This is a genomic window from Mycobacteroides chelonae CCUG 47445, from assembly GCF_001632805.1.
GTDB lineage: Bacteria > Actinomycetota > Actinomycetes > Mycobacteriales > Mycobacteriaceae > Mycobacterium > Mycobacterium chelonae.
Genome location: NZ_CP007220.1, coordinates 1,794,382 through 1,820,695, shown reverse-complemented (window position 1 = coordinate 1,820,695; position 26,314 = coordinate 1,794,382). Strand labels below are relative to the sequence as shown.

Sequence of the window (26,314 nt, the reverse complement as noted above, 5' to 3'; positions counted from 1 at the left end):
CATTTACCTCGGTGGCTCGATGGGCAGTGCTGGTCCGCCGTACGGCGTCGGGATCGTGTACCGGCCGGGCGGTGTCGGGTCGGATCGGGCACCCAGGTCGGCGCCCGGCGGCGGTCCGGCCGTGTCATCCCCTGCGGGACGCGGGGCGTTCTTGGCGCCCCGGACCAAGACGGCGGGATCGTCGTCGCGGCAGTACGTGTACAAGAAGGGCTCCGGATAGTCCGCCGAGGACGGCGGATGGCGAGGAGTGCCGTAGTCGCAGGCGTATCTCGGATACAGGTCAGCCGTCACCCACAGCCCGTGCTCGTGCATGGTGCTGATGAACGCCTCCAGGGCCGAGCCGCGATAGGTGGGAAACAGGGCGTTCAACGCCGGTACCCGCACATACGACAGGTGCGCGTTGGTGGCCAGGTTGGCCAGCAGCTGGACCATGGTGTCGGAGTTGTCGGTGAACAGGTTGTCGGTGGCCGCGAGCACTCGCGGAGATTGATCGATGAGTTTCCGGTAGCCGCCGTCCATAGCGTTCATACCCGCCAAGGTGCTGCGCAGATTGCGTGAGGTGACCGCGATTCCCTTGTTGACGTCCACCGCCGACGACAGCACCGTCCGGCTGTCCCTGATGGCGCTTACCGTCTCGGGGAGCACCGAATCCAGGGTGGACAGCAGGAACACTCCGCCGTTGACGATGTCGGTGAGCTTGCGGGGCCCCTGCGCGCTCAGGCTCAGTTCCGTCTTGATGCGCTCGATCTTGGCCGAATCCACTTGAGCGAGAACACCGTCGGCATGGGTCAGCAGCTGTGCCGGGGTGACCGGTATCGCGGTGCGGTCCCGGGCAATCACATCCCCGCCGGACAGGAACGGGCCCTCGTCGGTTGCGGCAGAGAAATCGAGGTACTGCTCACCGGCCGGGGACAGCCCGGACACCCGCACCGCCGCGGACGCGGGGACACGAACCCCGCTGTCGACGCTCACTGTCGCGTTGACACCGTCGCCGGTAAAGGTCAGTGACTCGACCGAGCCGATGCGCACTCCGTGCAGCGTCACGTCCTGGTTCGGCAGCAGGCCTCCGGACTCGGCGAGCTGGATGGTCAGCGGGTAACTCGATGTCAGCGGCCGGACATGCAGCACCCCCACCAACAGATAGGTGATCGAAATGGCCAGGGTGGCAACGAGTGACAGTCCACTTACCCACGCGCGGCTCATCGTCCGGGTTCCTGTACGTCGGGTCCCGAGGGCGGGAGGCCTTGCGCTTCAGGGCCCTGCCCGACGACGCGCTCCTGCAACCGCCACAGCGTGTACTTGAAGGTCCCCACAAGCTTGGCCCAGTCGTATCGCTTGGGGCCGTGCAATCCAGGATCTCCCCCGAAACCGGCATCCGGTATCGCGCCTAGCACCAGCCGGTCGATACCGGCACTGCCGGAAATAGCCGATCCCGCAGTGATTTTGATGAACGGCGCGTACAGCCGGTTCAGCGAGAGCAGGCTGGTCTGCGGATCGAGCACCACGTCATTCCAGGAGCGGGAGATCGCGTTGGCGTCGGCCACCACGCTGCGCCCACTGGTGTCAGTGCCCGCGATGGACGGGAACTTACCCAGCTCGCGTGCGGTATCACCCAGCAGCAGCACCAAATCGGAGATCTGACCGGCATTGTCTTGCAAGGTCGCGGTGGCCGGGCCCGCCGCGTGCAGCACCTCGGCAAGCTTCTCGCTTTTGCCGTCGAGTACCTCGGCCAGGTGGGTCGTCTCGGTAAGCGCGGTGTCCAGCTGCCCGGACCGTGCGTTCAGCTTGCCCAGCAGCTGATTGGACTTGCCGATCATCCGCCCGAATGCCTGACCGTCCTGGCCCGCCGCCCTGCCCATACCGTTGACGACGTTGGTGAGGTTGTGCACCGCTCCACCGTTCACCAGAATCGCCGCCGAACTGAGCACCGATTCCACCGTTGCCGCCGCGCCGGTCTGGTCGATGGTGATGGTGTCCCCCTCGCCGAGTGTGGCCGCGACGGGTTGTTCTGGCGGCGTGACGGCCACGAAGACATCACCCAGCGGCGTGGCCGTGCGCAACTGCGCCGTGCTGCCTACCGGAAGGGTGACATCGTGCCGGATGCGCAGCGTGGTCACCGCACGGAAATCCTTGGCCGCCATCGATTCCACCTCGCCGATATCCGCACCGGCGAGCTTTACCTTGGCACGCTCGGGCAGATTGAGCGCGTTCGCAAAGACTGCGGTCAGCCGGTATCCCCCGGCACCCAGGCCCGGGGCCGGCAGCGGCAGGTCGGCCAGTCCTGCAGAGGAACACCCGGCGCACAGGAGCACCACCGCCACCAAGACCGATAGCTTGCGCCCCATCACTTCTGCCCCATCGCCGCGAGCCCGTCAAGCATGTAGGTGAGTCCGAAGTCGGGGCCGTAGTCCTGCAACGTCCCTGTGCTGCAGCCCAGTTGACGCAGTCCCATCAGATTGCAGATCTCCTTGGCCATCTGCCCGTCGAAGACCATGCGGTCGGCCAGGAAGTGGGCGCGTATCGCGCCGTTGCGTTGATCGATGGCGTTGTAGAGATTGTCGGCCATCAGCGGCAGCACATCGAAGAACTCGGCGACCTCCCGCTGACGGTCATACACCGACTGAATACTTTTGTTGCCATTGGCAATACCGCGATGGATGGCATCCCGGTTGGCCTGCAGAATGTTTCCGGTCTGCTCGATCACCTCGTTGAACTGCCTCCCGGTACTGCCCGAACCGAAGTTCTCCTGGGCCAGGACGTCGCTGAGCTGGCGCACAGTGGAACCGAACTGGCGCAGGCTCGCGTCGTTGCGGGCGGCTGCATCCAGCAGGCTGCTGACATTCTTGACGATGGCGGTCATCTGCTCACGACTGCGCTCACCACCGTCGGCGCCAAGCCGCAGGGCCCGCGACAACTCATCGAGCGCCGTCTTGATCCGATCACCGTTACCCGCGGCCACCCCGTCACCGGCGTTGAGCACCGCGGCGATGGGCCCACCTCCGGCGCCGTCGCCGTGCAGGGACCCGGAAAGCATGTCGAGCATGCCGAGTACCCGATCGAATTCGACAGGGGTCTTGGTGCGGTTCAGTCCGATGGTGTCGTGGTCGTGCAGCACCGCCCCGCCGCGGTACGGCGGCGTCAGCTCGATTTGGCGGTCGGTCAGGATGGACGTCGAGAGGGTGACGGCCTGGGCGTCGGCAGGAATCTTCACCTGCCGGTCGACCGTGAACTGCACCTCGGCGTATCCGCCCCGGGCGGTAATCTTGGAGACCTGACCCACCGGCATACCCAGCACGGCCACCACATTGCCGGGGTACAGACCCGCAGCACTGTCGAATTGAGCTGTGAGCGTGATGGTTCCGCTCTCCCCGGTAACGGACCATGCCGCCCCGGCCGTCGTCGCGACGAGGATGAGTCCCACACAGGTCAGGAGCATCTTGCGCATCGTGGTCACTGGCAGTCCTTGAAGTACTGGATCATCCCGAATTGCTTGGCGCGCCCGCTGATCGCACACATCCACGAGTCGATGAGTGCGCCGCCCGGTGGATTGCCCTCGATGGAGTTGCCGAGTCCGGTGGCGTTGGCGATCTCGCGAATGGGGACCGGCGCGATCTGGAGCAGGTTGCGCAACAAGGCATCCTGCCCGGCAAGCTTGCCGCTGAGTTCCTCCAGGGTCTGGATGACACCGTCGAGTGCACGGTGATCGCCGACCACGATGGTGCGCAGCGACGCCACGATGCTCTGCAATGAGCGCATCATCGCGTGGAAGGCGGCCGAGCGCGCCACGAATTCGCCCAGCAGCTCCTGTCCCTGCCGGATGAAGGTGCCGATATCGGACTGCTGGCGGCGCAGCATGCCGGTGACCTTCTCGGTGCTGGCCAGCAGGGTGCCCAGCTGTTCGCGCCGCTGCGCGATGACCGCGGACAGGGCGCGCACGTTCTCCATGGCCTGTGGCACCACGTTGGGCAGCCCGTCCAGCTGGGTGCCCAGAACACCCAGCGAGGAGGCAATGCGATCGGCGTCCACCTGCTCGAAGGTTCGGGTGGAGTCGGCCAGCGCTGCCTGCAGGTCATAGGGAACCTCGGTGTGCTGCAGGCCGATCCGCCGCCCCGCTAGTGGCCCCGCACCCGCGGGGCGCAGATCGACATAACGAGAACCGAACAAGGTCGTGATCTTGATGGCGGCCCGGGACTCGGCGCCGACCGGCACGTTGTCACGCACCCGGAAGGTGACCTCCACGCGATCACCCTGCAACCGCACCCCGGTCACCGAACCCACCTGCACCCCCGCGACGGCGACGATGTTCCCCGGCCGCAGCGCGGCAGCCTGCAGGAACTCTCCGGTGAACTGCCGGTATCCGATTCCCAATTCCTTCACCAGCAGCAGAGCACCGATGAGCACGGCGACGACGGCCACGGCGATCACACCGAGCCAGGTCTTGTTGTAGGAGTCCAGCGGTCTCATCATTTAGCCACCGTCGCCTGCGTTCCTGCACCGCGCCGTGTGCTTGGCCTTACCGCCCGGAGTGGCTGCGTCGACGATGATCGGCACCACGTCGTTGAGCCCCGGGAAGAATCCGTAGGCGTTCACATCACAGGCGTAGGCGTTCATGTAGGAACCCTCCCCGAACATCCGGGCCAGTCCCTTGAGGAACAGCGGGGTGTTGAGTCCCGTGTAGGCGAGCTGCGGTTCGATGTTCAGCATGTGCCGGGTGTAACCCGGTTCCCGCGTGAGCAATTCGTGCACGGACGGATTCACGTCCTTGGCGATCCGGGACAGGTTCCTGACCACCTCGGTCATCTTCCCGACCGAGGACACCAATTCCGGACGGCGGCTATCGAACTGGCCGACCACCTGACGGGTGGCGGCGATGGCATCCTCGAAGTCCTTGTTCTGAGCCGCGAGGCTGCCCACCACGCTGTCCAGACTGCCGATCACATGATCCAACGCGTCATCGCGGCCGGTGAATGTCTTCGTCAGCGTCGATGTCTGGTCCACCAGCGTCGCGAACGCCGCGGTATCGCCCTGCAGCGACCCGATCACCGCCTGGGTGAGGTTGTTCACCTGAGCGGGGTCCAGCACCGCGAAAAGTGGCTCGTATCCGTTGAGCAGGGTACCGATGTCGAAGGAGGGTTCGGTCCGCTCGACCGGGATGACACCACCGGGCGCCAACAAGGCGCCGCTTCCTGAGTGTCCCTGTGCCAGTGCGAGATATCGCTGACCCACGATGTTCTGATACGTCACCGATGCGGTCGTGCTGTCGGGAAGCCGCTGATCGTCCTGGACGGCGAAACTCACCTTCGCGAGCGTCCCGTCGAGCTCGACACCCTCGACTCTGCCCACGCGAACCCCCGCGATCCGGACGTCGTCACCCTCGCGCAGTCCGAAGACGTCGGTGAACATGGCCGCGTAGGGCACCGTGGAGCCCCTGACGTCCCGGCGCAGCGTGACGTACACGAGCCAGGTGAGCACCGTGGCCATCACCAGGAAGACAATCAAACCGACGAGAGGGGCGCGTGTTGCCGAATGTCTCATTGGGCGCCTCCCTCGTTGTGCGCGTGCTGGTTACGGGTCACGGTCGTGCCGCGAGCGATGGGCCCGAGGATCAGCTGATCTGCCGCTGTGGCCGGCTGCCCGAGAATTCGGCCTAGCTGACCCCGCTCCTGCGCACTGCCGACGGGTCCCACGTTTCCACCGAAGGATGCCGGTGCGACGGCGATGTCCCCCGGGTCGGCGCTGCCGGGTACCGGTGGCGCCGGGGTGAGCCACGACGGCACCGGCGGATTGGGGTCCTGCAGGTTGGGATTGGGGTTGACCAAGGGCGGCCCAACGGCGACGAGATTGCCATTGTCACCGACCACAGTTCCCGGCGGAGGCGCCAAGCCGGCCGGCGGATGATAGTTCTGCGGCAGCAACACCTCGGGTAAGTCCGGGCGCACCGCGATCTGGGGAGCGGTGAAACAGCTGGGCCCCTTGAGTTCCCCGTAGCGCGGGCAGTCGGCGCGGGTATAGGAGTAGGAGGGCGTGAACGACAGGTTCACTCGGCCCCGGGCGGTAGCCAGTTCCGGGTCCCAGACTTCCTGGAAAAAGGTGTCCGAGAACTTGGTGATGCGCTGGGTGATCGGCACGAAGTGCTCGGCGTTGTCGGCCAGCACCCCCAACACAGGCGTCAGATCGGTGGTGATCTGAATGATTTGGTCGGTGTGGTTATGCAGCGAATCCACCGTGGTGCCGGTGGTGTGCACCCCGGCGCCGATGAATGTACGCAACTGTTCCCGCTTCTCGGCCAGAGTCTGCATGGGTTTCACCGCCTGATGCAGGGCATCCACCAGATCCGGCGCGGTCGCAGACAACCCGTGGGCAGCCTGCACCAATGCCGATACCGTGGAAGGCCCCTGGTCGGTCGCGACAATAGCGTTGAGCTGATCCAGTATGCGGTCGAGTTGCGCTGCACTGGTGAGTAGTTCGGCTCGGCGGTGATCTGTGGCCGCGCCAACCGCGGCCAGAACGCCCAGGGATTGATCCTCGCGGCCGCGACCTCCCGCGGTCAGGATCTCGCGCAGCTTGTTGACGGTGGTCTGAAACAGCACGGTCGGTAGGCGGGTGTCCTCGGCGATATGCCCGCCCTCACGGATCGGTGCGCCGGGTCCGTGGTCGACGAGTTGCAGGGCCGAGACCGCGAAGACATTGCTCGGGACCACACGGGCGGTGACGGTCCCGGGGATGGACGTGGCATACCCATGTTTGAGCCGCACGTGTATCCGGTTGGGTTGGGCACCGGCTGCCGGGGTGACGCTCTCCACGGCACCGACGAGCACCCCCCGATACTTCACATCGGAGCGCGGCGGCAGCCCGTCGCCGACGTTGCGGAGCTCGGCGACGATGTCGATGTACCGGTCCAGCACACCCGTCGACTTGATCAACAACGCCGATGTGATGGCGGCAACCGCGACCAACGCGGCACCTCCGCGCATCAGCAGCTGGCGACGGGTGAAGCGCACACCGTCCAGGTCATAATGAATGCCAAGCTGATTCGTCACCTCATCCCCCGAACCTTGCGCCGGAGTCGACACTCCACAGCGCCATGGTGAGCAGCATGTTGACGACGATCACCGCGGTGATGCTGGCGCGCATCGCGTGTCCCGCGGCGATGCCCACCCCTTCCGGCCCGCCGTCTGCGCAGAATCCGTAGTAGCACTGCACCGCCGAGGCTATCCAGACGAAGACGATGGCCTTGAAGACCGAGTAGGCGATATCCGTACCGCTGGACAGCAGCGTGAAGTAGTGCAGGTACGGGCCCAGCGAGCCGCCGCTGACGATGCTCACCATCACCTGGCAGGACAGATAACTGATCGTCAGGCACGCCACATACAGCGGGATGATGGCGACCACGGAGGCCAGCAGGCGGGTTGTCACCAGATACGGAATCGGCCGGATGGCAAGGGAATCCATCGCGTCGACTTCTTCGGCGATACGCATTGACCCAAGCTGGGTGGTGAAACGGCAACCCGCCTGCACGGCGAAGGCCAACGCGGCCATGATCGGAGCCAGCTCACGGGTGGTCACCAACGAAGAGATGACACCCGTGGCAGGACCCAGGCCCATCAGTTCCAGGAAGTTGTAACCCTCGATCGCCACCAGGGCACCGGTGGTGACACCCAGTACCAACACCACACCGGCGGTCCCGCCGCCGACAACGATCGACCCGTTGCCCCAGGTGATATCGGAAAGCAGGCGCAGGAACTCCCGCCGGTACCGGCGCAGCGCGATCGGGATCGCCAGGAAGGCGTGCAGGAAGAAGGTCACCATGTGGCCAAATCGCGCCAACGGTCTCATCGCGGCATCGGCGCGGAAGGTCCTCGGAGGCAACGCCACCCGAGGCTCTGTCAGGGTCGCCGTCACAGCACCCCCCGCGGGAACAACATGGTGTAGACCTGGCTGACCACAACGTTGACGATCATCAGGAGCAGCACAGATTCCACCACTGCCGCGTTGACCGAGTTGGCCACCCCGGTCGGCCCGCCGTGTGCGGCCAGCCCCTTCTGGCAGGCGATCACCGCCACGATGGCGCCGTACACCGCGGCCTTCAACAACGCCAGTAGCAGATCTCCCGTAGATGCGAACGATGCGAAGGTCGCGACGAAACTCCCTGGGGCACCGCCCTGTACGTAGACGTTGAACAGGTAGCTGGCCAGGAACCCGACAAAGCAGACCACACCGGTCAGGGCAATACCGACAACGATCGCCGCCGCGAAGCGCGGCACCACAAGGCGCCGCACCACCGATACCCCCATGACCTCCATGGCCGCGGTCTCCTCGCGCATGGTCCGGCACCCGAGATCGGCAGTCATCGCCGAACCCACCGCCGAGGCCAGCAGCATCGCCGCTACCAACGAGGCGGCCTGCCGCACCACAGCCAATCCACTGGCCGCGCCCGCCAGCGAGGTCGCGCCGACCTGGCCGGCCAGCAGTGCGAATTGGATCGAGAGGGTTACCCCGATGGGCAGTGCCACCAGCACCGTCGGCATCACCGCAGTGCCCGCCATGAAGGATGCCTGCCGCACGAACTCCGCCCACTGAAAGCGGCCCGTCACCACATCGACCGCGAAATACCGCAGCGTGTGCATGCCAAGAACGAACTGCTCACCCACTGTGGTGAGTGCGGCAATGGGATGGCGCCGCAGATAGCCCGCACTTTGATCACCCAGTGGGCGAACCACTTTGGACATGAGAGAGCGGACACGGACCTGTTGTTCCCGTGTCGTCATCGGGTCGGTTCACACCTCGCCAACCGTTCAGTGGTCGCTTTCCTGCGCAGCTTCCCCGAAGACGTCTTGGGGATCCACCCGGCGGGGACCACATGGACATCACGTGGACTCACCCCCAGACTGCGGTAGACGCGGTCGGCCACCTCGGCCCGAATGCGTGCGCTCTCATCGCTGTCGGCGTGCGACGCAGACTCCGCCACCATCGCGAACCCCTCGCCCGCCGCAGCAGTGGACAGACGTACCGCGGCGACACCGCCCGACCTCACGCCCGGGACTCCCACGACCGACCGTTCGATGTCCTCGGGGTGCACGTTGCGACCCGAGATGATCAGGATGTCCTTCTTGCGGCCGCAGATCACCGGCTGCCCATCCGCGGTGAGATACCCGATATCACCCGTGGACAGCCAGCCCTGCGCATCGAGCATCGATTCGAATCCCGCCGCGGTGCGGTACCCGGCGGTGACATTCTCCCCACGGATCTCGAGCTCACCGATCGCCCCCGTGGGCAGCACCGAGCGGTCCTCGGCCACCACTCGCACCTCACACCCCGGTAGCGGAAGCCCCAGCGCAACACGGGCGCTCGCCTCTTCTCCCGGGCCGGCGACCAGATCAGGATGCGGGGGCAATACCTGGTAACCGTCACCACGGCGCACAAAGGAAACCGCCAGCGTGGCCTCCGCCATCCCGTAGGCGGGGACGATCGCATCGGCCCGCATACCGAACCGGGCGCCCTCGGCCGCAAAGCGTTCCAGGGTGGCTACGTCGATGGCCTCGGCACCGCTGAGCGCGAACCGCAGTGAGGACAGATCGTAAGCACCGTCGGCGGCCTTACGCAGCCTGCGCGCCAGCAGTGAGTACGCGAAGTTCGGTCCGGCAGTCATGCTGCCCCGGTAGGTGCTGATCAGCTCGGCCCATAGCAGCGGGTTGCCCAGAAAATCCATGGGCGTCACGCTGACGGTGTTCATCCCCCGGCACATCGGGACGATGAGATATCCCATCATGCCCATGTCGTGAAAGAGCGGCAACCAGCTCACCACCACATCGGATTCCGGATCGGCGCCCGAGGCAATCACCATCGCCCGCAGATTGGCCTCGATGTTGCGGTAGGTGATGCTGACCGCCTTCGGCGTACCGGTCGATCCGGAAGTCAACTGCAAGAACGCAATAGCTTCCTCGCTGGTATCGATGATCTCTCCCGGTGCGCCAGTCAGCAGGCCGGGCAGCTCCAGAGCGCGAGCGCCCACGGCCGCGAACTGGCCCGTGGCCGCCAGGAACGGATCACCGACCACCACGATCGTGGAGCCCACCGCGGCAAGCGCCTTGCCGGTGTCCTCGATCCACAGTTGCATGTCGGAGCGGTGCGTGGGCTGATGCAGCATGGTCACCGAGGCGCCGGACATCCAGATGCCCTGCACCAACGGCGCGATTTCCCCAGGGGCACCGGCCAGTACGGCCACCGCATCGCCGGGTCGCACACCCGCCGCCTGCAGGGAGCCCGCGATGACCAGACCCTGCTGGTGTACGTCGGCCCACGTCACGGCGCGCAGCTCCTCCAACCGCGAGGTCCCGTCGGGGTTGATCGGCGCGCAGGTGAGACCGCGCTCGGTGACCGCAGCACTGGCGCGCAGTCTGTCGATCACCGGGTTCGTCGTCTTCACAGGCGGCTCTCCACCAACTCGATCAACGCCCCGAGTGTCTTGCACTCGAAGACATCGTCCTTGGTCAGCTGAATACCGAAGCGGCCCTTGATCTCCGAAACTCCTACCGCGAACGATAGCGAGTCGAATCCGAGATCACCCACCAACTCGGAGAAGTCGTTGACATCCCCGGTGGGCATCTCGAGTTCCTCGGCGATGAACTCGATGAGGAACTCGCGGACTTCTGACGTGGTTTCCATTATTTCCAAGCCTCTACTTGCCGATTTTCCGGCGGATCACCAGATGGATGGGGATTTGCAGCAGTGCGAACATGCCGATGGCCACCAGCGAACCCTTGACGACGAGCATCGCGTCGAATTCGCCGTACATGATCGTGGAGGCGGCGGACACGATGTGCGAGAAGGGGTTAGCGTTGATGCTGATCCTGAGCCAGTCGGACAGGAAGACCGAGGGCATGAGTGCCTGGCTGACGAACAGCACCGGCAACGCCAGTGGCAGCATCGCCACCGGAGCCTGTGGATTGAGAGTGCGCAATGCCACCAGGTAGAACAGCGAGCTGTACGCCGCCGACCACAGGAACATCACCAGGACCAGGAAAACTCCGGTGAGCAGACCGGCCCGCAGTGGTGCGTCGAGGAAGGCCAGCAGTGCGATGACGATGACCGCCGCCGGCAGGATGCGGAACATCTCAAAGCCGATCTTGGCTGCCATGATCTGGCCGGTGGACACACCGTACAGCCGCAGCCGGTCGGTGAATCCCGATCTGATCTCGTCGATGAGGGTGCCGGCGCCATATCCGGCCCCGAGCATCGGGATAAGCATGATGAGCCCCGGCGCGATGTACGCGGTGTACGAGGACAGCGGGAATCCCGGAAGATCCGCGACGCGCTGGAACATGGAGCGTACGAAGATCACGAGAACGACCGGGAACACGATCGGGAAAATGAACCCGAAAACCGGCTGCCGCAAGCCCACTACGACATAGCGGCGGAAAAGTCGTGCCGTGTTGGACAAGGCGGTCACTGGGTTACCTCCAGGAATGCGTCGCGCAGCGAGGTGGATCGCACTTCGATATTGGCCGCGCCCAGACCGATCCGGCCCAGTTCGGCGCTCAGTGCCCCCAGCTCCGATGCCGATGCGGAATCCACTGTTGCGGAGAGGGTCCCGGTGTCCGTGCGCTGCACCGCGTAGCCCACGGCCGACAATTCCTTGGCCGTGTCTTCGGAGATGTCACCGTCGGCGGAGATTTCGATCGCGTAGCCGTGACTGCGGGTGAACTCCTGAGTGGAACCCGAGGCGACAAGCTGACCACTCTTGACAATGCCGACCTCGTCGGCGAGCGACACCGCCTCGTCCATATCGTGTGTCGTCAACACGACGGTGCGCCCTTCGGCGCGTAGCAGCCGGATGGCATTCCACACCTCCTGTTTTCCTTCGATGTCCAGCCCGCTGGACGGCTCGTCGAGAAACAACATCTGCGGGTTGTGAGCCACCGCCAGTGCGACATCGACGCGGCGGCGCATGCCGCCCGAGAGGGCACCCACCTTCCGGTTCAGGTAGCTGCCCAAGCCGAACTGCTCGACCAGTTCTTCCTCGCGGGACTTTCGCTTCCCCTTGGGCCAACCGGCGATTGCCAGGCTCATCCGGATCTGCTCGACCGGCGACATCCACAGATCGAGCGCCACCTCTTGCAGCGCCACGCCGATCAGCGGGCGCAGCTCCTTGGTCTTGTCGACCGGAATCCCGAGTACCTCAAGCTCCCCGCTGGTGGGCGCCAGCAGTGTGGTCGCCATGCGGATGGTGGTGGTCTTGCCGGCACCGTTCCTTCCGAGCAGGCAGTAGACGATGCCCTGCGGGATCGTCAGATTCAGCCCGTCGACGGCTCGAGCCTCGGCGCCGGGATATTCCTTCACCAGGTCTGTCGCCCGCAGTGCGGGAGCGTTCGTGTCTGTGGCCATGCTCAGCCCTTCACTCTCGGGAGGACGTGGCGTTCCAGCTTCTCGGCGAGGCTGATGCCCTGAGCCGTCATGTTCACGTCGATCGACGTGTACAGCGGGAAGCTGCCGACCGTGCTGTCCTTGGGTACCTCGTTGATCTGATGGATCTGACCGCTGCTTGCGCCGGTGACGGTGAGATCCAGGACGGTCCGTACGAGTTCAACCGGCTTATCGCGCCAATTCGCCTTGCGGGTGCCCTCGGGTCTGATGTGACCGTGGGCCTTGGCTCCCCCACCACAGGTACCGCTGAGCTCACGCTCACTGTCTATGTCGGACAGGGTGATTCCGCCGTCGATGGTGCATTGCAGCGTCACCCGCGAATCCAGCGGGTTGACGATGGTGATGGCATCCAGGGTGCTGGGCTTACCTTCCCCGCCGGAGACGATCCCGGTCTCGTAGGGGAATCGGTCGCCCTGGTAATACTGTTCGATCTTTAGTTCCCCGCGCCGCGGACCCGGGCCAATAGTCATGACACCGGCACCGGGTAGCGCGGTGGTCTCGCCGAGGTAGGTTACCGAGCCGGAGACCTCCAGCGCATAGTCACCGAAGGGTGATTTACCCTGCGGCTCGGACGCCGGATCTCCTTGTGCAGATGGATACTTCAACAGCGCGAAGGCATGCCCGACGGGCTTCCCGGCCTCCTCGTTCACCGGTGCGCAGGCGGCGGCCAGCGCGGCCGACAGCGCAACGGCGGCGGCCGTGCCCAGACGTCTCATCGCAGAGCCCCGGTGACGGACAGAGTCCGGCTCAGCCGCCGGTGCCGATGCGCGAAGAAGGCCGCCAGAACCTTGCTCATCAATCTCCCCCATCCGGGGATCAAACCCAGCGGGGCCTGCGGGGCCAGGGTGATCTCGTCGGTCACCCGTGTCTTTTCGCCCGTCTCGGATGCCACCGGCTCCAGGGTGCGGTGGTGCACCCACACCCGCATACCGGTCATGAGCGACTCTTCACGGAACATCCGGCCGGGCTCGAGCCGGGCCACCGTGATGTCGTCGAACCCGAAGGGCAGAACACCGAACAACAGCAGGAAGCTCTTACCGATCCGGGTGCCCGGAGTGACGTCCGCGATGGACCGGCCCCGGAACTGCTTGGGCATCGTCATCTTCATGTACGGGCCCATCTCGTCGTTGATGCCCTCTTGCGTGGTCACCCGCTCCCACACTTTGTCTACGGGACAGTCGATCTCGCTGACCTTGCGAAAGACGTGTTCTTCGGTGTGAATCGATCTCATCTGGTTCTTTCCTTATCGGGGGACGGAAGTGCGGTAGTAGCGGTCAGCAGCGAGCCGTCTCGTACGGCGTCGGTAGCGTCGGGGACGAAGGAGCCACTGATGTCCAGAACGGCCGGCACGCTGTCGGCACCGATGTAGTCGGGCAGAATGTCACCGATCTGGTGCAACCGGTGCGGCAGCAGGTGCTGGTACCAGTTGAACAGCGGCACCACCAGCGCCACCGTCACAAACTGGACACCGTCGGCGGCCAGGGTTCCGAAGAATGCCTGCCAGATCTGCTCGATCATTCCGGCACGCCGGAACTTCTTGCGCACGCCCTGCGTCGCCAGCTCGGCGATCCGTTCCGGATCCAGCTCCGCGAAGAACGAATCCCACTGCGGGTAAAGATAATTACGCGCCGGGCCACCGTGCCCCGGGAAGCTCCGGGCGTCACGCAAGGTGCTGAAGCTGCCGAATCCGAGCTCGGGGTCGTATCGCAACGAACGCAATACACCAACAGGATGCTCGCGCGATTCCTCGGTGAAGCCGACGTAAATCTCCGAGGACCGCTCCCACGGGCGGTAATGCACCATCTCCCCCGCCGCGATATCGACATTCCCGGCGAAATCGTTCTCCAGGCCGAAAATCGTGAACTCGACATTCTTGGCCCAGGCAAAGCGGGCGTCGTCGGCCGACACACGCTCGACGCGTACCAACGGATTGCTCATACGGCGCTGACCTCCGGGACACGCGCAGACCAGATCCGGTTACCGTGGGCGGCTATCTCGCACACCATCGCTGCCGCCATCGACGCCGTGACCAAGGGATTGACGAAGGTGAGCTTGATCGCCTGTCCCCCGGCCGCACTGGAGCGGCCCACAATAGCCCGGCCGGTGCGCGCTAGCTCGGCGCGGACCGCGTCATTGACGCGGTCGCACGCCTCGGACTCGATGCCCGGCTGCCGCCAGCGCAACACCACAGTGTTGGTACTCACCGGCGCCGCCAGCTCCAGGTCCGCATGTTCGGCCGCTGCCTGCGCCGCGGCGTGCGCCGCCGCACAGGTGGCATCGATCATCGCCGCGACATGCCGCTGTCCCACCGCGCGCAGCGTGACCAGTACCTTCAGCGCGTCGAAACGCCGCGTGGTCTGCAGCGACTTACCCACAAGATTGAGCACATCGTGCTCGGAGTCACTCTCGGGGTTGAGGTAATCGGCATGTGCGGCAAGCACTCCGAAGCTCTCCCGGTTGCGCACCAGCAGGGCGCTGCAGCTGATCGCCTGGAAGAGCAACTTGTGGAAATCCAGGGCAACCGAGTCGGCCGATTCGATACCGCGCAGCAGGTTTCGGTGCTGCTCGCTGAAGATCAAGCACCCACCCGCGCACGCATCCACGTGGCTCCAGATCCCGCGCGCACGCGCCATGGCGATGGGTTCTTCCAGCGGATCGATCGCCCCGAAGTCCGTTGTCCCGGCTGTGAGTACGAGCGCGAATACGGGTGTGGCGGCGCGGTCCGCGTCCTCCAGGATTTCCACGAGCGCCCCGGCGCGCAGCCGTCCGGCCTCGTCGGTCGGTACCTCGAGAACCGCGGCGGTCCCGAGACCCAACACCCGCAGCGCCTGTTGCACCGAGAAATGCGTCTGCCGAGTGCACAGCACACGCCACGAACTGGCCTGGGGCGGCAACCCCCGGGCGGCTATGTCCCAGCCATAGGTTTTGTACGCGAACAGATCCCGCGCGAGCAACAAAGCCTGCAGGTTCGATTGGGTGCCCCCGCTGGTGAAGGTCCCATCCGATCCGGGACCGTACCCCATTCTGCTGCAGAGATATTCGACAACCTGCTGTTCGATCGCGGTGGCAGCGGGTGCTTGGTCGAAGGAGTCCATCGACTGATTGAACGCACTGATCAGTACCTCGGCGGCCAGGGACGGCAGCGCGGGCGGGCAGTGTAGATGCGCCAAGTACGCCGGATGCGTGACCACCACCGACTTCTCGGCCAGCAGCCCCGCTGCTTCATCCAAGGCCCGGCTCAGCCCGACCCCCTCGGAATCATCGAGGTCGAGCCGCCCGGCATCGTCTTTCAACGCCGCATAACCCTCTACCAGGCCCGGTTTGGTGGCACCGCCCAGCACGACGCTGGCTCGGTCGGCCGCCAGCATGACGGCCTCGCGGTACGCGTTGTCACTCTCCCCGGTGAGGAAATCACTCACGAAGGGGCTTGGGGTTGGCGTCATCGAGATTCCGCCAATGCCGGCTCGGCGGTCGCTCGAGTGCGCTCCACCGCCGCAAGTGCCGACTCAAATGCATTCAGCGCCGCAGCGATATCGGATTCTTCGATGGTCAGTGGTGGCAAGAATCGCACTACGTTGCCGTACTGGCCACCGGTCTCCACGATGAGGCCGTGGTGCAGGCACGCACGCTGAATCTCGGCGGCAAGCTCGGGCGCCGGGGCCCCAGCATCATCCCGCCACGGCAGATCGGGATCCACGATCTCCACACCCAGCATGAGCCCGACCCCGCGTACGTCACCCACCAGCTTCGAGCGGGATGCAAGGGCATTCAAGCCATCCAGGAAGGTTTTGCCCCGCGCGGTTACCTGTGCACGCAGACCGTTCTCCCGTGCGAAGCGAATCACGGCACTGGCGGCGGCGAAGGCCATGGCGTTCCCGCGGAACGTCCCAGTGAAAGCACCGGGTTCCCACACGTCGAACTCCTTGCGCACCACCAGGACCGCGATGGGGATGCCGGATCCAAGCCCCTTCGATATCACCACCATGTCAGGTTCGATACCGCAGTGCTGGAATGCCCACGCCGGGCCCGTACGGAACATGCCCGCCTGCACCTCATCGGCGATCAGCGGAACCCCGAGTGTCGATGCGGTGCGGCGCAGCGCCTGTCCCCAGCGCGGCGGCGCAGGAATCACCCCGCCCTCACCGAGCACGAACTCGGCGATCAGCGATGCCGGTGCCGTCACGCCACTGTGCGGACGCGCCAGCGCATCGGCCGCGGCAATGGCGAGCTCGACGCCTTGCTCCCCGCCCACCCCGAACGGGCTGCGATACTCCTGCGGGTAAGGCAGGAAGCTCGCCTGCGGTGACAGCACCACCGGCTGCTGACGCAGCCCCCCACCGGAGCTCGCCGCGCGTGCGGCCCGTGTGCAGCCATGGAATCCGCCCTGTACCCCAACGTGTTCGCGGCCGCCGGTGGCAACCTCGGCGAGCATGAGAGCGGCCTCCACAGCGCTGGCCCCGCTGGGCGAGCACAAGTGGATGCTGGCATCGGCGGCAAGCCTCACCGGCAGGATCGAAAGCAGCTCCTCGACGAACCGGTCGCGGGACGGCGTGTGAAAGTCCAGTGAGAGCAATGGCTCCCCGGAGGACACCGTCTTCATGACGGCCTCACTGATGACCGGGTGGTTCCAGCCCAGCGACATGGCACCGGCGGCGGCGAGGCAATCGACGTACCAGCGGCCGTCGTCGGCACGCACCCGGGCACCCCGCGCCTCGACCGGCCGTATCGGCAACCGGCGGGAGTAGGTAGCCGCCCGAGATTCCCTTGCCGTAGAAGTCAATTGATCGGCAGTCATGACGCCTCCTTGCGTGGGTGAGCCAGTAGCCGCCGCAACGATGAGGCAAGTGAACGATCTTCGGTGGTCCAGTACCCGGCATCGGGTGGAATCGCCGCCTCCAGCCGGCGGCGCGCCTCCCCCAACTGGTGGTACGGCAGCTGGGGAAAGAAGTGATGCACCGCATGGAAACGCAGGCCGACGGGGGCCCATAGTGCACCCAGTACCGGCACCGAGGGGTGATCGATGGAGTCCAGGATCTGCTCGGGGAAGGTCATGCGTTCGGTCGTGCCCTCGTACCGGTGCGCCGCCAGTACCCGCAACCAGTTCACGAACAACGCCAGCGCCATCACCAGATACGCCTCCAGCAGCCGCATCGGCGAGTAGGCGCCCAGGATCAGCAGCACCAGCAAGGCCGATGTGTATGCGAAACAGGCGATTTCCTGCATCAGCCAGGAGCGGGGTGTACCCGCGGGCGGCAACGGGCGCTCGAAGTCGGCGTCGATCATGAGCGACGAAGCCCGCGTCAGCACCGCGGGCCTGATCGCGGGAATCAACCAGCTCAGCGGCCCCAGCACCAAGAACCGGAAAACAAATGCCAGTGGCCCGACCGCCGCGGTGAACGGCAACAGGATGACACGCCAGCGCGGCTCGCTGCCGTAGGCCACATACTCGCCGTCCTCGGCGGTGCCGTAGGTGCGCGACGCGTGGTGTTCGTGATGGAACTCGAAGGTGAATTTCGGCACCAGCAGCGGGATTCCGCATACCACGTGCCACACCACCGAGAACCAGCGCAGGTCACGCTCGGCATGCACCAGCTCGTGGACGAACAGCACCGCGCGGTAGAACGCGAAGGCCGCCACCACGACGCAGGCCGCGGCCGGGAGCGAGAGTAGATCGCCCGCCGGGCACAACAGGAACGCGGTGTACCCGACTGTCACACAGGCGGCCAAGTCCAGCCAATAGATCCATTGGCGGCGGGCAGCCAGGTCTGCCACCAGTGAGCGCGCATCGGCCATCGAAATGCCGAGCACTTCCTTGGAGCCGCCCTGCACCTGCCGTGCCTCGACCGTCATCGCACAAACTCCGCTATCAACTCGTGGGTGGATACCTGGGGAATGCCCAGCTCTCGCACCGCCCTGTCGGGCGCGTAGTACAGCTCGCGGGCCATCAGTTCGACGTTCTCGGGAATCAGCGCATCGTCGGGGTCGAAGCGCAAGGAGATATCGCGGACCAGCCTGTTGCCCTTGCCCACCGCCCGGAACAGTCCCATGGGTGCGGACCGCACCGGATGCTCACGCCCCACCGCGGTCACCAGCAGCTCCCCGATCTGCCGGTAGGACAGATTGGCGGTGCTCAAGATGTACCGACGCCCGTTGTCACCCTTAGCCATTGCCGCAGTGATACCCACCACGAAATCCTGTGCCGAGCACACGGCGGTCCCGCCGGGTGGCACCACGCGCAGCAGGCCCTTGCGGGCGGCGACCAACAGCCCCTGCCAGGATCGGGCCGGCCCGGTGCCGGGCGCGAACACGGCGGCGGGGTTCACGACCACCACGTCCAGACCGCGCTCGGCGAAGTCCAGCATCAACCGCTCGCCGGCACGTTTGGTCGCCGAATACACGTTGTCCAGCACCGAATCGCGCAGGTCGAAGTCTTCATCGGCCACCACGCCGTTGCGTGGGTACCCGATGGCAGCGGTGGAGGAAACGTGCACCACGCGCTGCACGCCGTGTTCGAGGGCAGCGCGGGCCACGTGGTAGGTGCCGAGCACATTGGTCTGCCAAATCCTGTGTCCGAGTCGCGAGTTCGGTGATGCGATACCCGCCAGGTGATACACATGGGACACACCGCGCATCGCGTCGTCGATGCTCTGCGCGTCGGTGATGTCGGCGACGGCCACATCGACATGCGGGCGCAGCGCGTCACCAAGAACGGCGGGATCGTGCGGGTTCGTCAGGACCGTGACCTGCTCGCCGGCCTGCACCAAGGACTCGACGAGGGTGGAACCCAGGTACCCGGTAGCCCCGGTGACCAACGTCCGGCCGCCCATCACAGGGCCTTCTGGTAGACCCGATGGATTTTCTCCGGGTCTGTCTTCATTTGGGAGGTAAGCGAATTCGACCACACGTTGTCCTCGTGCACCCACGTGGTGGCCACCGACGAATAGCCGCTGCCGGTGATCGTCCGCACGATCTCCCCCGCCAGGATTCGTCCGATCCCGGCCCCGAACTGGGTCTGCACCGCGCCGATGAGCACCACCACAGCGGTGTCGATTCCCCGGATACGGCCGTGGCACCGGACCGCGAGCCGTGCCAGCAGCGCGGGGGTGAGCCGACCCGAGCGCCCGGTGACCTCGTTGACGTCCGGCAGCATCAGCAGGAATCCGACTGGAGTACCAGCGGATTCGACGATCCGCACGATGTTCGGGTCGATCAGCGGCCGCATCTCGGCGGCCATACCCGAGAACACCTCGCGGCTGAGCGGGACATTCTCGGGATGATGGGCGAAGGAGTCGTTGTAGAGCCCACGCAACATCTCCAGCTCGTCGGCGTAGTCGCGCATTCGCACCGAACGCACCGACACTCCCTGATCACGCATCACCGCGTCGGCGCGCTTGAGCAGGCGCTGCTGGACTTGCGGGTTGCCGTCGACATGCCAACGGAAGGAGGCGGTATCGAACTTCTTGCGATATCCGGCCGCCTCCACCAGCTCCGGGTAGTACTGGGGGTTGTACGGCTGCATGACCGCCGGTGGCTTGTCGTACCCGGAGATCAGCAGGCCCACCTCCTCACGTGAGGTGTAGCTGAACGGGCCGACCATTTTGGTGATACCCCGACGCACGGCCCATTGCTCGGCCGTTCTCAGCAGGGCGCCCGCAACCGCTTCGTCGTCCTCGCTCTCGAAGAACCCGAAGAATGCGCAGTCGCCGTAGCGCTGTACGTATGCCGAGTCGATGCTGGCGGAGATTCGGCCCACGGGGTTGTCGCCGCGATAGGCGACGAAGTTCTCGATCTGCACCTCCTGGTGCAGGGGGTTGTGCTTGGCGTTCATCTTCGCGTGCATGACGCGGCGCAGCGTCGGGCGCCACTGCGGGTCGTCACCGTAGAGGCGCCAGGGCATCGAGATGAACTGCCTGGCATCACGACGAGACTCGACGCGACGCACCGAGACCGGCGGGCGCCCCTGCCGCTGCCCGGCGGGCTGCTGGATCAGTTCGTTATCCAGCACGGACAATTCCGAGGTCATGGGCCAATTCGGGATTGCCCTTGCTCTTCCACAGCGCACCGTCCATGTAGAAGTGGTGCAGCACGAAGGTGAGCGGGACCGCGAAGATGACCGTGTCGAGCTGCCCGGCGAGGATGCCCAGCCCCCCGAAGAACGCGATGTACAGCGGCAGCGCCTTACGCGTCGAGAGCCGTGCCAGCAGCAGCTTCTTCTCACCCGGATCCTCGGTGTGCGCGAAACGGGTGTTGTTCCGCGTCCAGTTGATCAGGTGGTACTGCAGGCTGTGCGTTGTCGTCGCGATCAGGATGAGTGCGAAAAGGTCCGAGACCAGCAGGTAGGACAGGTTGTAGGACAGCGCCGCGATGATGAAGGTGGCCACCGCCATGGCCGGCAGCGTGCGCTGCCCTGCCCTCTTGAGCTGCACCTGCTCCCAGACCGCGATTCCCAACATTACTGCGGCACAGACGAATCCACCGATGACCAAGAATCCGGGAATGGGCGGCACCGGCACGCTCAGGTTCGAGAACGGCAGTCGATGACCGAAGACCACGTACTCGGAGAAGTTCAGGCCCTGGCTCGCCCGGTACAGCACCGGAGCCAGGCAGACGGCGTACAGCGCGTACTTGATCCGGTTACGCGGGCCCTTGTAACCGTTCTTCGCCGCGTAGATGTTGATGATGCCGAAGTGCTGTTTCAGCACGTGGAACACCTGCCAATAGGCCCAGATGGCCAGCAGTGGCACCATCCAGCCGCCGAACCACAACGTGCCGACGATCGCGGCGACCACCACGAAGCTGATCACGTAATGCGCCCAGAACCGGGACCGCTCGCGGGGATCCATCCACACGCGCGCCGTCGTCGTCAGCACATGCGGGAGGTCGGATAGCAGGGAAAAGGTCACCGCACCGACGAGGAATACGCCCTTGTGCCCGTCGGCCGCGAAGAGCACCGCGGACAACAACGCGCCCAAACCGAAGACGAAGAGGATGTCGACGCGTCTGCTGACAAACCACCCTGGCCGGTTCACACCGTCGGTGTTCTTTAGCTCGTCGGTGCCGGTAGCAAAGGTGGCCATGGCGATCATCCTCAGGTAGGCGTCATAGACTTAATTGGTAATGATTATCGTTTTCATAACGTAGAGACCGGGCAGCGCCGTGTCAACGCCGCGACCTGGGAGCAGGCTGTGACACTCCTCACCCACAACTGGCCGATTGAGGTGCATAAACCACGATGAGACACACCGGAAACCCCAATGGGACGACCTGGAGTGAACACCAGGACGCCGTGATCAAATCGCCGACCATGCCTAGATGTACAGGCCCTTCTGCCCCACCCGCCGCATCTGCGGCTGACGAATTCGTGTGTTTCAGCAAATTTTTGAAGATTCGGCGGCACGGTACTGTGATGACCCGAGTCGGCACCATCCCCCGGCCGCCACGGCGGCACCCTTACCACCAGATCGGGAATCGGCCACTACCCTCAATAGATGGGCCCGGTTTGCCGCCGGACCCCATGTTGGGTCTCCGGACAGGCCGGGGCGTGATTCAGGTTGAGGTGAAGCGCCGTGGTGAACACCGTGCTTAGTTCCGCACATGCCGAGCCACCGCATGCTCCGCTGACACCGCCCGGGCCGCTGCCCCCGCGCGAGATCCTCGAACAGTCCGGTGAGCTGCTCCGCGCGCTTGCCGCGCCGGTGCGTATCGCCATCGTGCTGCAGCTGCGCGAATCGCAGCGCTGCGTCCACGAGTTGGTCGACGCGGTCGGTGTCGCCCAGCCGCTCATCAGTCAGCATCTGCGGGTACTCAAGGCTGCCGGAGTGGTCTCCGGTGAACGTCAGGGACGAGAGGTCATGTACCGCCTCGTCGACGATCACCTCTCTCATATCGTCGTCGACGCGGTGGCGCACACCGAGGAACAGAGATGAACGTCCGCGAAGAGCGGGCAGCCTTGCCGGGCACCGTGCGGTCCACCCGACAGCGGGCCGCCATCACCGCGCTGCTGAACCGGACCGATGAATTCCGGTCGGCGCAGGAGCTCCACGACGAACTCAAACGCACCGGCGAAGGCATCGGTCTGACCACCGTCTACCGGACCCTGCAGTCGATGTCGACGTCAGGCGAGGTCGATGTGCTGCGCAACGACACCGGCGAATCGGTGTACCGACGCTGTTCGGACGGACACCACCACCATTTGGTCTGCCAGAGTTGCGGTTTCGCTGTCGAAGTGCAGGCCGGCGCGGTCGAGGCATGGGCCACCGATGTCGCCGAAGAGCACGGGTTCACCGCTGTCCACCACACGGTGGAGGTCTTCGGTCTGTGCAGTCGTTGCAGCGCCCTGCGCCGGAACTCCTAGTTACCCAGCGCCCTTCGCGCATCGGCCCCGGTGGCGAACACCATGAGTAAGAGCGTCACCAATGCCTCATCCGAGATCTCGGTGGCGGGAAAGTTGTAGCGCAGCAATACATCTGCCTTGCGCCCCTTGGCGACCAACAGAATGTTTCCGAAAAGGGACTTCTGCGCCAACCCATCGACCAGATGCCGCGATTTCGCGTTGACCGCCACATCCCAGGCCAACACCTGCGACAGCGACACCACATCCAGGCCCGCCGCGATGGTGACCGCGCGGATCGAGGTGAGCGTGCCCTCGTAGTCGGCCCTCAGCGCACCATCAGGCTCCTTGATGACCGGCAGCACCGGGTGCAGCACGCGGTACACGCGGTCCAGAATCTCGTCGGCTCCGTTATCGGGGTCGGTCATTACGCCGTACCGAATCGACGGTCGCGCTGCGCATACTCGAGGCAGGCCGCCCAGAGGTCGCGGCGGTCGAAGTCGGGGTACATCTTTTCCTGAAACACGAACTCGGCGTATGCCGACTGCCACATCATGAAGTTGCTCGACCGGAACTCGCCCGAGGGCCGCAAGAACAAATCGACGTCGGGCATGTCCGGCTCGTCGAGGTACTTGGCGATGGTCTCTTCGGTGATGCGGTCGGGCTTGAGCTGCCCAGACTCCACCAGGCGGGCGATCCTGCGTGTCGCCTCGGCGATCTCGGCCCGGCCTCCGTAGTTGATGCACGTGGTCAAGGTCAACGTGCTGTTGTTCTTGGTGAGCTCCTCGGTGATCTCGAGCTCCTTGTAGACGCTGCTCCATAGCCGCGTCTTCTGGCCCGCCCAGCGGAACCGCACGCCCATGTTGTTCAGATCATGGCGTCGCCGCTTCACCACGTCACGGTTGAAGCCCATCAGGAATCGAACCTCGTCCGCGGGCCTTCTCCAGTTCTCCGTCGAGAACGCGTAGGTGGTCAGCCACGGGATGCCCATCTCGATGGCACCACAGACCATGTCCATCATGGTGGCCTCGCCCATCTTGTGCCCCTCGGTGCGCGGCAAGCCACGAGCCCGTGCCCAACGCCCGTTGCCGTCCATCACCACCGCCACGTGCCGCGGTACCAGTTCCTTGGGGATGGCCGGCGGTACGGCACCCGAGGGATGCTTGGGCGCGGGATGTGGCCGGGTGCCACCGGGGCCCGATCCGGGCAGCAGCTTCGGGAAAACAGCAGGAAACACCGTCTTGTCCGGGAACGTCGGGGCGTAGCCGGGCGGGACGTCGGCCCAATCCGTGAAGTACTTATCCTGCTGCGGATCGGGCTGGCTGCTCTTCACCATGGGTCATATTTAACCTGGTCCCACGTTCGACGAGCGGGAGTGTCCGCAGCTTGCGCTCCAGGTGCCACTGCAAATGCGCCGCGATCAATCCGCTGGCCTGGGTGCGCTGGGTCTGCGGCACGTCATCGGTGGCCGCCCAGTCGCCGTCATGGAGCGCGGCCATCAGCTCCAGCACACCCGGCGGCGGGGTCGCCGCACCCGCGGGACGGCAGTGCACGCAGACGCTGCCACCGGCCGCCACATGGAAAGCGCGATGCGGGCCGGGAGTGGCGCAGCGTGCACACTCGCTGATGGCGGGCGCCCATCCGGCAATGCTCATGGCGCGCAACAGATATGCATCGAGAACCAACTCCCGCGGACGCTGCTGATCAGCGATGGCCCTGAGTGCGCCGACGGTGAGGCGGTGCAGGGCGACGGCCGGGGCGCGCTCTTCACCCGCGATCCGTTCGGCGGTCTCCAAGATGGCGCAGGCGGTGGTGTACCGGCCGTAGTCGCTGACGATGTCCGATGCGAAGGCGTCGATGGCCTGCACCTGCGTGACGATGTCGAGGTTGCGTCCCGGATGCAGCTGCACGTCGATATGCGCAAACGGTTCCAGCCGTGACCCGAACTTACTTCGGGTGCGGCGCACCCCCTTGGCCACCGCGCGGACCAGGCCATGCTGGCGGGTCAGCAGGGTCACGATGCGATCGGCCTCACCGAGCTTGTGCTGGCGCAGCACAACAGCACGATCCCGATAAAGCCGCATTCGAAGAGTTTCCCATCTGGTACCGACGAATCCCCGCATTGACGCACTATTTCGACGGCTTACCCTTCTCGTCATGTCGGGCTTTCCCACGCTGACGTCCCAGGCCTCCGCGCTGGTAGAGGGTTCGGTCAGCTCCGTTTCGTTGACCCTCGCGGCACTCAACGCGATCAAAGCCAGCCAGTCGACCCTCAACGCGTTCCGGGTGGTGTGCACCAAGAACGCCCTCGCCGACGCCGCAGTGGCCGACAAGCGGTTAGCTGCCGGTGACCGGCTGCCGTTGCTCGGCGTGCCCATTGCCATCAAAGACGACACCGACCTGGCGGGCACCCCAACCGCATTCGGTACCGCCGGGGCCGTCGGTTCGGAATCCGAGGACGCCGAGCTGGTGCGACGGCTGCGGGCGGCGGGCGCGGTGATCGTCGGTAAGACCAACACGTGCGAGCTGGGCCAGTGGGGCTTCACCAGTGGGCCCGGCTTCGGCCACACCCGCAACCCGTGGAGCCGCAACCACACCCCAGGCGGATCCTCGGGCGGCAGCGCCGCGGCGGTGGCGGCCGGGCTTATCGCCGGGGCCATCGGCTCGGATGGGGCTGGGAGCGTGCGGATTCCCGCCGCATGGACACATCTGATCGGCATCAAGCCGCAGCGTGGCCGGATCTCCACCTGGCCGCTGGCCGAGGCGTTCAACGGGATAACGGTGCACGGGCCCCTGGCCCGCACGGTCGCCGACGCCGCGCTGTTGTTAGATGCCGCGTCGGGAAACGTGGCCGGCGATTTGCACCAGCCACCGCACGTCCGGGTGCTGGATGCCGTCCACGAAGACCCGGGGCAGCTGCGCATCGCACTGTCGCTCAAGGTTCCGTTCTCGGCCTTTCCCGCCAGAATTCACCCGACGATCGAAGCCGCCACCCGCTATGTGGGCCATCAGCTGCGTTCCCTCGGGCACATGGTGTCCGAGGGCGACCCGGACTACGGCATCGGGCTCGGCATGAACTTCCTGCCGCGCGCCACCGCGGGACTGCTGCCGTGGCGCGACCGGCTCGACGCCGGGGCGAACTGGGACCAGCGCACCGTGACGAACATGCGCACGGGCCGACGACTGGCCGGCTGGGCGCTGCGGCGGGCGCGCGCGGCCGAGCCGCGGTTGCAGGCACGCGTCGGCAAGATCTTCGGCAGCTTCAACGTTGTGCTGGCGCCGACAACTGCCCAACCGCCAACGGGTATTTACGATTTCGACGATGTTGGCAGCATCGCCACGGATCGCGGACAGATCGCCGCCTGCCCCATGACGTGGCCGTGGAATGTGCTCGGGTGGCCGTCGATCAACGTCCCCGCCGGGTTCACCCAAGACGGGCTGCCCGTCGGCGTGCAGCTGATGGGCCCGGCGAACAGCGAGCCGCTGCTCATTTCGCTTGCGGCGCAGCTGGAGTCGATCAACGATTGGGCATCGGAAACCCCCGACCCCTGGTGGTGAGTG

Annotated in this window: 27 protein-coding genes; 3 read left to right on the top strand and 24 right to left on the bottom strand. The window is 65.3% G+C overall.

Translation table 11 applies throughout. From position 1 onward, the window contains the following. Window positions 1-3: 3 nt before the first annotated feature. The 21 genes from BB28_RS09000 to BB28_RS08900 all read right to left on the bottom strand — a co-directional run bounded on the left by BB28_RS09000 (window position 4) and on the right by BB28_RS08900 (window position 21,500). A complete protein-coding gene (locus tag BB28_RS09000; protein ID WP_046253256.1) occupies window positions 4-1,203 on the bottom strand; it encodes an MlaD family protein in 1,200 nt (399 codons plus the stop codon). Next, window positions 1,200-2,345 carry an MlaD family protein gene (locus BB28_RS08995; RefSeq protein WP_046253255.1) on the bottom strand — a complete coding sequence of 382 codons (1,146 nt, stop codon included), beginning with the start codon at window positions 2,343-2,345 and terminating at the stop codon, window positions 1,200-1,202. Before BB28_RS08995 ends, BB28_RS09000 begins: the two co-directional genes overlap by 4 nt. Next, window positions 2,345-3,454, bottom strand: a complete 1,110-nt coding sequence (locus tag BB28_RS08990) for an MCE family protein (RefSeq protein ID WP_046253254.1) — start codon at window positions 3,452-3,454, stop codon at window positions 2,345-2,347. Before BB28_RS08990 ends, BB28_RS08995 begins: the two co-directional genes overlap by 1 nt. Beyond that, window positions 3,451-4,467, bottom strand: a complete 1,017-nt coding sequence (locus BB28_RS08985) for an MCE family protein (RefSeq protein WP_046253253.1) — start codon at window positions 4,465-4,467, stop codon at window positions 3,451-3,453. The genes BB28_RS08990 and BB28_RS08985 overlap by 4 nt, the downstream gene beginning before the upstream one ends. After that, complete coding sequence (locus tag BB28_RS08980) at window positions 4,468-5,535, bottom strand: MlaD family protein (RefSeq protein WP_046253252.1); 1,068 nt, start codon at window positions 5,533-5,535, stop codon at window positions 4,468-4,470. Next, window positions 5,532-6,974 carry an MlaD family protein gene (locus tag BB28_RS08975; protein ID WP_109550612.1) on the bottom strand — a complete coding sequence of 481 codons (1,443 nt, stop codon included), beginning with the start codon at window positions 6,972-6,974 and terminating at the stop codon, window positions 5,532-5,534. Before BB28_RS08975 ends, BB28_RS08980 begins: the two co-directional genes overlap by 4 nt. 67 nt (window positions 6,975-7,041) lie before the next feature. Next, window positions 7,042-7,836 (bottom strand): MlaE family ABC transporter permease, encoded by a 795-nt coding sequence (locus tag BB28_RS08970; RefSeq protein ID WP_109365355.1) that lies wholly within the window; start codon window positions 7,834-7,836, stop codon window positions 7,042-7,044. A 62-nt stretch (window positions 7,837-7,898) separates the two neighbouring features. Next, window positions 7,899-8,627: an MlaE family ABC transporter permease gene (locus BB28_RS08965; protein ID WP_412457871.1), complete on the bottom strand. Its 729-nt coding sequence runs from the start codon at window positions 8,625-8,627 to the stop codon at window positions 7,899-7,901. Between the two features lie 137 nt (window positions 8,628-8,764). Further along, window positions 8,765-10,426, bottom strand: coding sequence for a fatty acyl-AMP ligase (locus BB28_RS08960; protein ID WP_109550598.1), 1,662 nt, complete (start codon window positions 10,424-10,426; stop codon window positions 8,765-8,767). Then, window positions 10,423-10,665, bottom strand: coding sequence for an acyl carrier protein (locus BB28_RS08955; RefSeq protein ID WP_030095215.1), 243 nt, complete (start codon window positions 10,663-10,665; stop codon window positions 10,423-10,425). Before BB28_RS08955 ends, BB28_RS08960 begins: the two co-directional genes overlap by 4 nt. A gap of 13 nt (window positions 10,666-10,678) precedes the next feature. Further along, window positions 10,679-11,449: an ABC transporter permease gene (locus BB28_RS08950; RefSeq protein WP_046253249.1), complete on the bottom strand. Its 771-nt coding sequence runs from the start codon at window positions 11,447-11,449 to the stop codon at window positions 10,679-10,681. Next, window positions 11,446-12,384 (bottom strand): ABC transporter ATP-binding protein, encoded by a 939-nt coding sequence (locus BB28_RS08945; RefSeq protein WP_046253248.1) that lies wholly within the window; start codon window positions 12,382-12,384, stop codon window positions 11,446-11,448. Before BB28_RS08945 ends, BB28_RS08950 begins: the two co-directional genes overlap by 4 nt. Before the next feature lie 2 nt (window positions 12,385-12,386). Then, on the bottom strand, window positions 12,387-13,139 hold the full coding sequence (locus BB28_RS08940; protein WP_046253247.1) for a hypothetical protein: 753 nt from the start codon (window positions 13,137-13,139) through the stop codon (window positions 12,387-12,389). Then, entirely contained in the window at window positions 13,136-13,654 is a 519-nt protein-coding gene (locus BB28_RS08935; protein WP_046253246.1) for an SRPBCC family protein, read from the bottom strand. The genes BB28_RS08940 and BB28_RS08935 overlap by 4 nt, the downstream gene beginning before the upstream one ends. Further along, window positions 13,651-14,361, bottom strand: a complete 711-nt coding sequence (locus tag BB28_RS08930) for a hypothetical protein (RefSeq protein ID WP_046253245.1) — start codon at window positions 14,359-14,361, stop codon at window positions 13,651-13,653. Before BB28_RS08930 ends, BB28_RS08935 begins: the two co-directional genes overlap by 4 nt. Further along, window positions 14,358-15,866, bottom strand: coding sequence for a pyridoxal phosphate-dependent decarboxylase family protein (locus BB28_RS08925; RefSeq protein WP_046253244.1), 1,509 nt, complete (start codon window positions 15,864-15,866; stop codon window positions 14,358-14,360). The genes BB28_RS08930 and BB28_RS08925 overlap by 4 nt, the downstream gene beginning before the upstream one ends. Beyond that, window positions 15,863-17,218, bottom strand: coding sequence for an aminotransferase class III-fold pyridoxal phosphate-dependent enzyme (locus BB28_RS08920; protein ID WP_046253243.1), 1,356 nt, complete (start codon window positions 17,216-17,218; stop codon window positions 15,863-15,865). Before BB28_RS08920 ends, BB28_RS08925 begins: the two co-directional genes overlap by 4 nt. Continuing rightward, a complete protein-coding gene (locus BB28_RS08915; RefSeq protein ID WP_046253242.1) occupies window positions 17,215-18,273 on the bottom strand; it encodes a fatty acid desaturase family protein in 1,059 nt (352 codons plus the stop codon). Before BB28_RS08915 ends, BB28_RS08920 begins: the two co-directional genes overlap by 4 nt. Then, window positions 18,270-19,250, bottom strand: a complete 981-nt coding sequence (locus BB28_RS08910) for an NAD-dependent epimerase/dehydratase family protein (RefSeq protein ID WP_046253241.1) — start codon at window positions 19,248-19,250, stop codon at window positions 18,270-18,272. The genes BB28_RS08915 and BB28_RS08910 overlap by 4 nt, the downstream gene beginning before the upstream one ends. Further along, window positions 19,250-20,446, bottom strand: a complete 1,197-nt coding sequence (locus tag BB28_RS08905; RefSeq protein WP_081252235.1) for an N-acetyltransferase — start codon at window positions 20,444-20,446, stop codon at window positions 19,250-19,252. The genes BB28_RS08910 and BB28_RS08905 overlap by 1 nt, the downstream gene beginning before the upstream one ends. Continuing rightward, entirely contained in the window at window positions 20,418-21,500 is a 1,083-nt protein-coding gene (locus tag BB28_RS08900) for a hypothetical protein (RefSeq protein WP_081252360.1), read from the bottom strand. The genes BB28_RS08905 and BB28_RS08900 overlap by 29 nt, the downstream gene beginning before the upstream one ends. Before the next feature lie 489 nt (window positions 21,501-21,989). Here BB28_RS08900 and BB28_RS08895 point away from each other — a divergent pair, with 489 nt between their 5' ends. Together BB28_RS08895 and BB28_RS08890 are read left to right on the top strand one after the other, a co-directional pair. Further along, window positions 21,990-22,349 (top strand): ArsR/SmtB family transcription factor, encoded by a 360-nt coding sequence (locus BB28_RS08895; protein WP_030095203.1) that lies wholly within the window; start codon window positions 21,990-21,992, stop codon window positions 22,347-22,349. Between the two features lie 35 nt (window positions 22,350-22,384). After that, complete coding sequence (locus BB28_RS08890; protein WP_272936687.1) at window positions 22,385-22,777, top strand: Fur family transcriptional regulator; 393 nt, start codon at window positions 22,385-22,387, stop codon at window positions 22,775-22,777. Here the strand turns inward: BB28_RS08890 and BB28_RS08885 are convergent. From BB28_RS08885 to recO, 3 genes are read right to left on the bottom strand one after another with little or no spacing between them, the layout of a single operon-like run. Continuing rightward, window positions 22,774-23,181, bottom strand: a complete 408-nt coding sequence (locus tag BB28_RS08885; protein ID WP_046253238.1) for a hypothetical protein — start codon at window positions 23,179-23,181, stop codon at window positions 22,774-22,776. The two genes, BB28_RS08890 and BB28_RS08885, sit on opposite strands and share 4 nt — an antisense overlap. After that, on the bottom strand, window positions 23,181-24,089 hold the full coding sequence (locus BB28_RS08880) for an isoprenyl transferase (RefSeq protein WP_030095200.1): 909 nt from the start codon (window positions 24,087-24,089) through the stop codon (window positions 23,181-23,183). The genes BB28_RS08885 and BB28_RS08880 overlap by 1 nt, the downstream gene beginning before the upstream one ends. Beyond that, entirely contained in the window at window positions 24,052-24,837 is a 786-nt protein-coding gene (gene recO, locus BB28_RS08875) for a DNA repair protein RecO (RefSeq protein WP_046253237.1), read from the bottom strand. The genes BB28_RS08880 and recO overlap by 38 nt, the downstream gene beginning before the upstream one ends. Before the next feature lie 73 nt (window positions 24,838-24,910). Between recO and BB28_RS08870 the strand changes: the two genes are divergently transcribed. Further along, window positions 24,911-26,311 carry an amidase gene (locus BB28_RS08870; RefSeq protein WP_046253236.1) on the top strand — a complete coding sequence of 467 codons (1,401 nt, stop codon included), beginning with the start codon at window positions 24,911-24,913 and terminating at the stop codon, window positions 26,309-26,311. Window positions 26,312-26,314: the final 3 nt, after the last annotated feature.

What these genes read in the sequence shown, in the direction of transcription:
- BB28_RS09000 (WP_046253256.1), bottom strand. Translation starts at nt 1,203, where the DNA reads ATGAGCCGCGCGTGGGTAAGTGGACTGTCACTCGTTGCCACCCTGGCC.
- BB28_RS08995 (WP_046253255.1), bottom strand. Translation starts at nt 2,345, where the DNA reads ATGGGGCGCAAGCTATCGGTCTTGGTGGCGGTGGTGCTCCTGTGCGCC.
- BB28_RS08985 (WP_046253253.1), bottom strand. Translation starts at nt 4,467, where the DNA reads ATGATGAGACCGCTGGACTCCTACAACAAGACCTGGCTCGGTGTGATC.
- BB28_RS08980 (WP_046253252.1), bottom strand. Translation starts at nt 5,535, where the DNA reads ATGAGACATTCGGCAACACGCGCCCCTCTCGTCGGTTTGATTGTCTTC.
- BB28_RS08975 (WP_109550612.1), bottom strand. Translation starts at nt 6,974, where the DNA reads ATGCGCGGAGGTGCCGCGTTGGTCGCGGTTGCCGCCATCACATCGGCG.
- BB28_RS08970 (WP_109365355.1), bottom strand. Translation starts at nt 7,836, where the DNA reads ATGAGACCGTTGGCGCGATTTGGCCACATGGTGACCTTCTTCCTGCAC.
- BB28_RS08965 (WP_412457871.1), bottom strand. Translation starts at nt 8,627, where the DNA reads ATGCACACGCTGCGGTATTTCGCGGTCGATGTGGTGACGGGCCGCTTT.
- BB28_RS08955 (WP_030095215.1), bottom strand. Translation starts at nt 10,665, where the DNA reads ATGGAAACCACGTCAGAAGTCCGCGAGTTCCTCATCGAGTTCATCGCC.
- BB28_RS08945 (WP_046253248.1), bottom strand. Translation starts at nt 12,384, where the DNA reads ATGGCCACAGACACGAACGCTCCCGCACTGCGGGCGACAGACCTGGTG.
- BB28_RS08940 (WP_046253247.1), bottom strand. Translation starts at nt 13,139, where the DNA reads ATGAGACGTCTGGGCACGGCCGCCGCCGTTGCGCTGTCGGCCGCGCTG.
- BB28_RS08935 (WP_046253246.1), bottom strand. Translation starts at nt 13,654, where the DNA reads ATGAGATCGATTCACACCGAAGAACACGTCTTTCGCAAGGTCAGCGAG.
- BB28_RS08930 (WP_046253245.1), bottom strand. Translation starts at nt 14,361, where the DNA reads ATGAGCAATCCGTTGGTACGCGTCGAGCGTGTGTCGGCCGACGACGCC.
- BB28_RS08925 (WP_046253244.1), bottom strand. Translation starts at nt 15,866, where the DNA reads ATGACGCCAACCCCAAGCCCCTTCGTGAGTGATTTCCTCACCGGGGAG.
- BB28_RS08920 (WP_046253243.1), bottom strand. Translation starts at nt 17,218, where the DNA reads ATGACTGCCGATCAATTGACTTCTACGGCAAGGGAATCTCGGGCGGCT.
- BB28_RS08915 (WP_046253242.1), bottom strand. Translation starts at nt 18,273, where the DNA reads ATGACGGTCGAGGCACGGCAGGTGCAGGGCGGCTCCAAGGAAGTGCTC.
- BB28_RS08910 (WP_046253241.1), bottom strand. Translation starts at nt 19,250, where the DNA reads ATGGGCGGCCGGACGTTGGTCACCGGGGCTACCGGGTACCTGGGTTCC.
- BB28_RS08905 (WP_081252235.1), bottom strand. Translation starts at nt 20,446, where the DNA reads ATGACCTCGGAATTGTCCGTGCTGGATAACGAACTGATCCAGCAGCCC.
- BB28_RS08900 (WP_081252360.1), bottom strand. Translation starts at nt 21,500, where the DNA reads ATGGCCACCTTTGCTACCGGCACCGACGAGCTAAAGAACACCGACGGT.
- BB28_RS08885 (WP_046253238.1), bottom strand. Translation starts at nt 23,181, where the DNA reads ATGACCGACCCCGATAACGGAGCCGACGAGATTCTGGACCGCGTGTAC.
- BB28_RS08880 (WP_030095200.1), bottom strand. Translation starts at nt 24,089, where the DNA reads ATGGTGAAGAGCAGCCAGCCCGATCCGCAGCAGGATAAGTACTTCACG.
- recO (WP_046253237.1), bottom strand. Translation starts at nt 24,837, where the DNA reads ATGCGGCTTTATCGGGATCGTGCTGTTGTGCTGCGCCAGCACAAGCTC.
- BB28_RS08870 (WP_046253236.1), top strand. Translation starts at nt 24,911, where the DNA reads ATGTCGGGCTTTCCCACGCTGACGTCCCAGGCCTCCGCGCTGGTAGAG.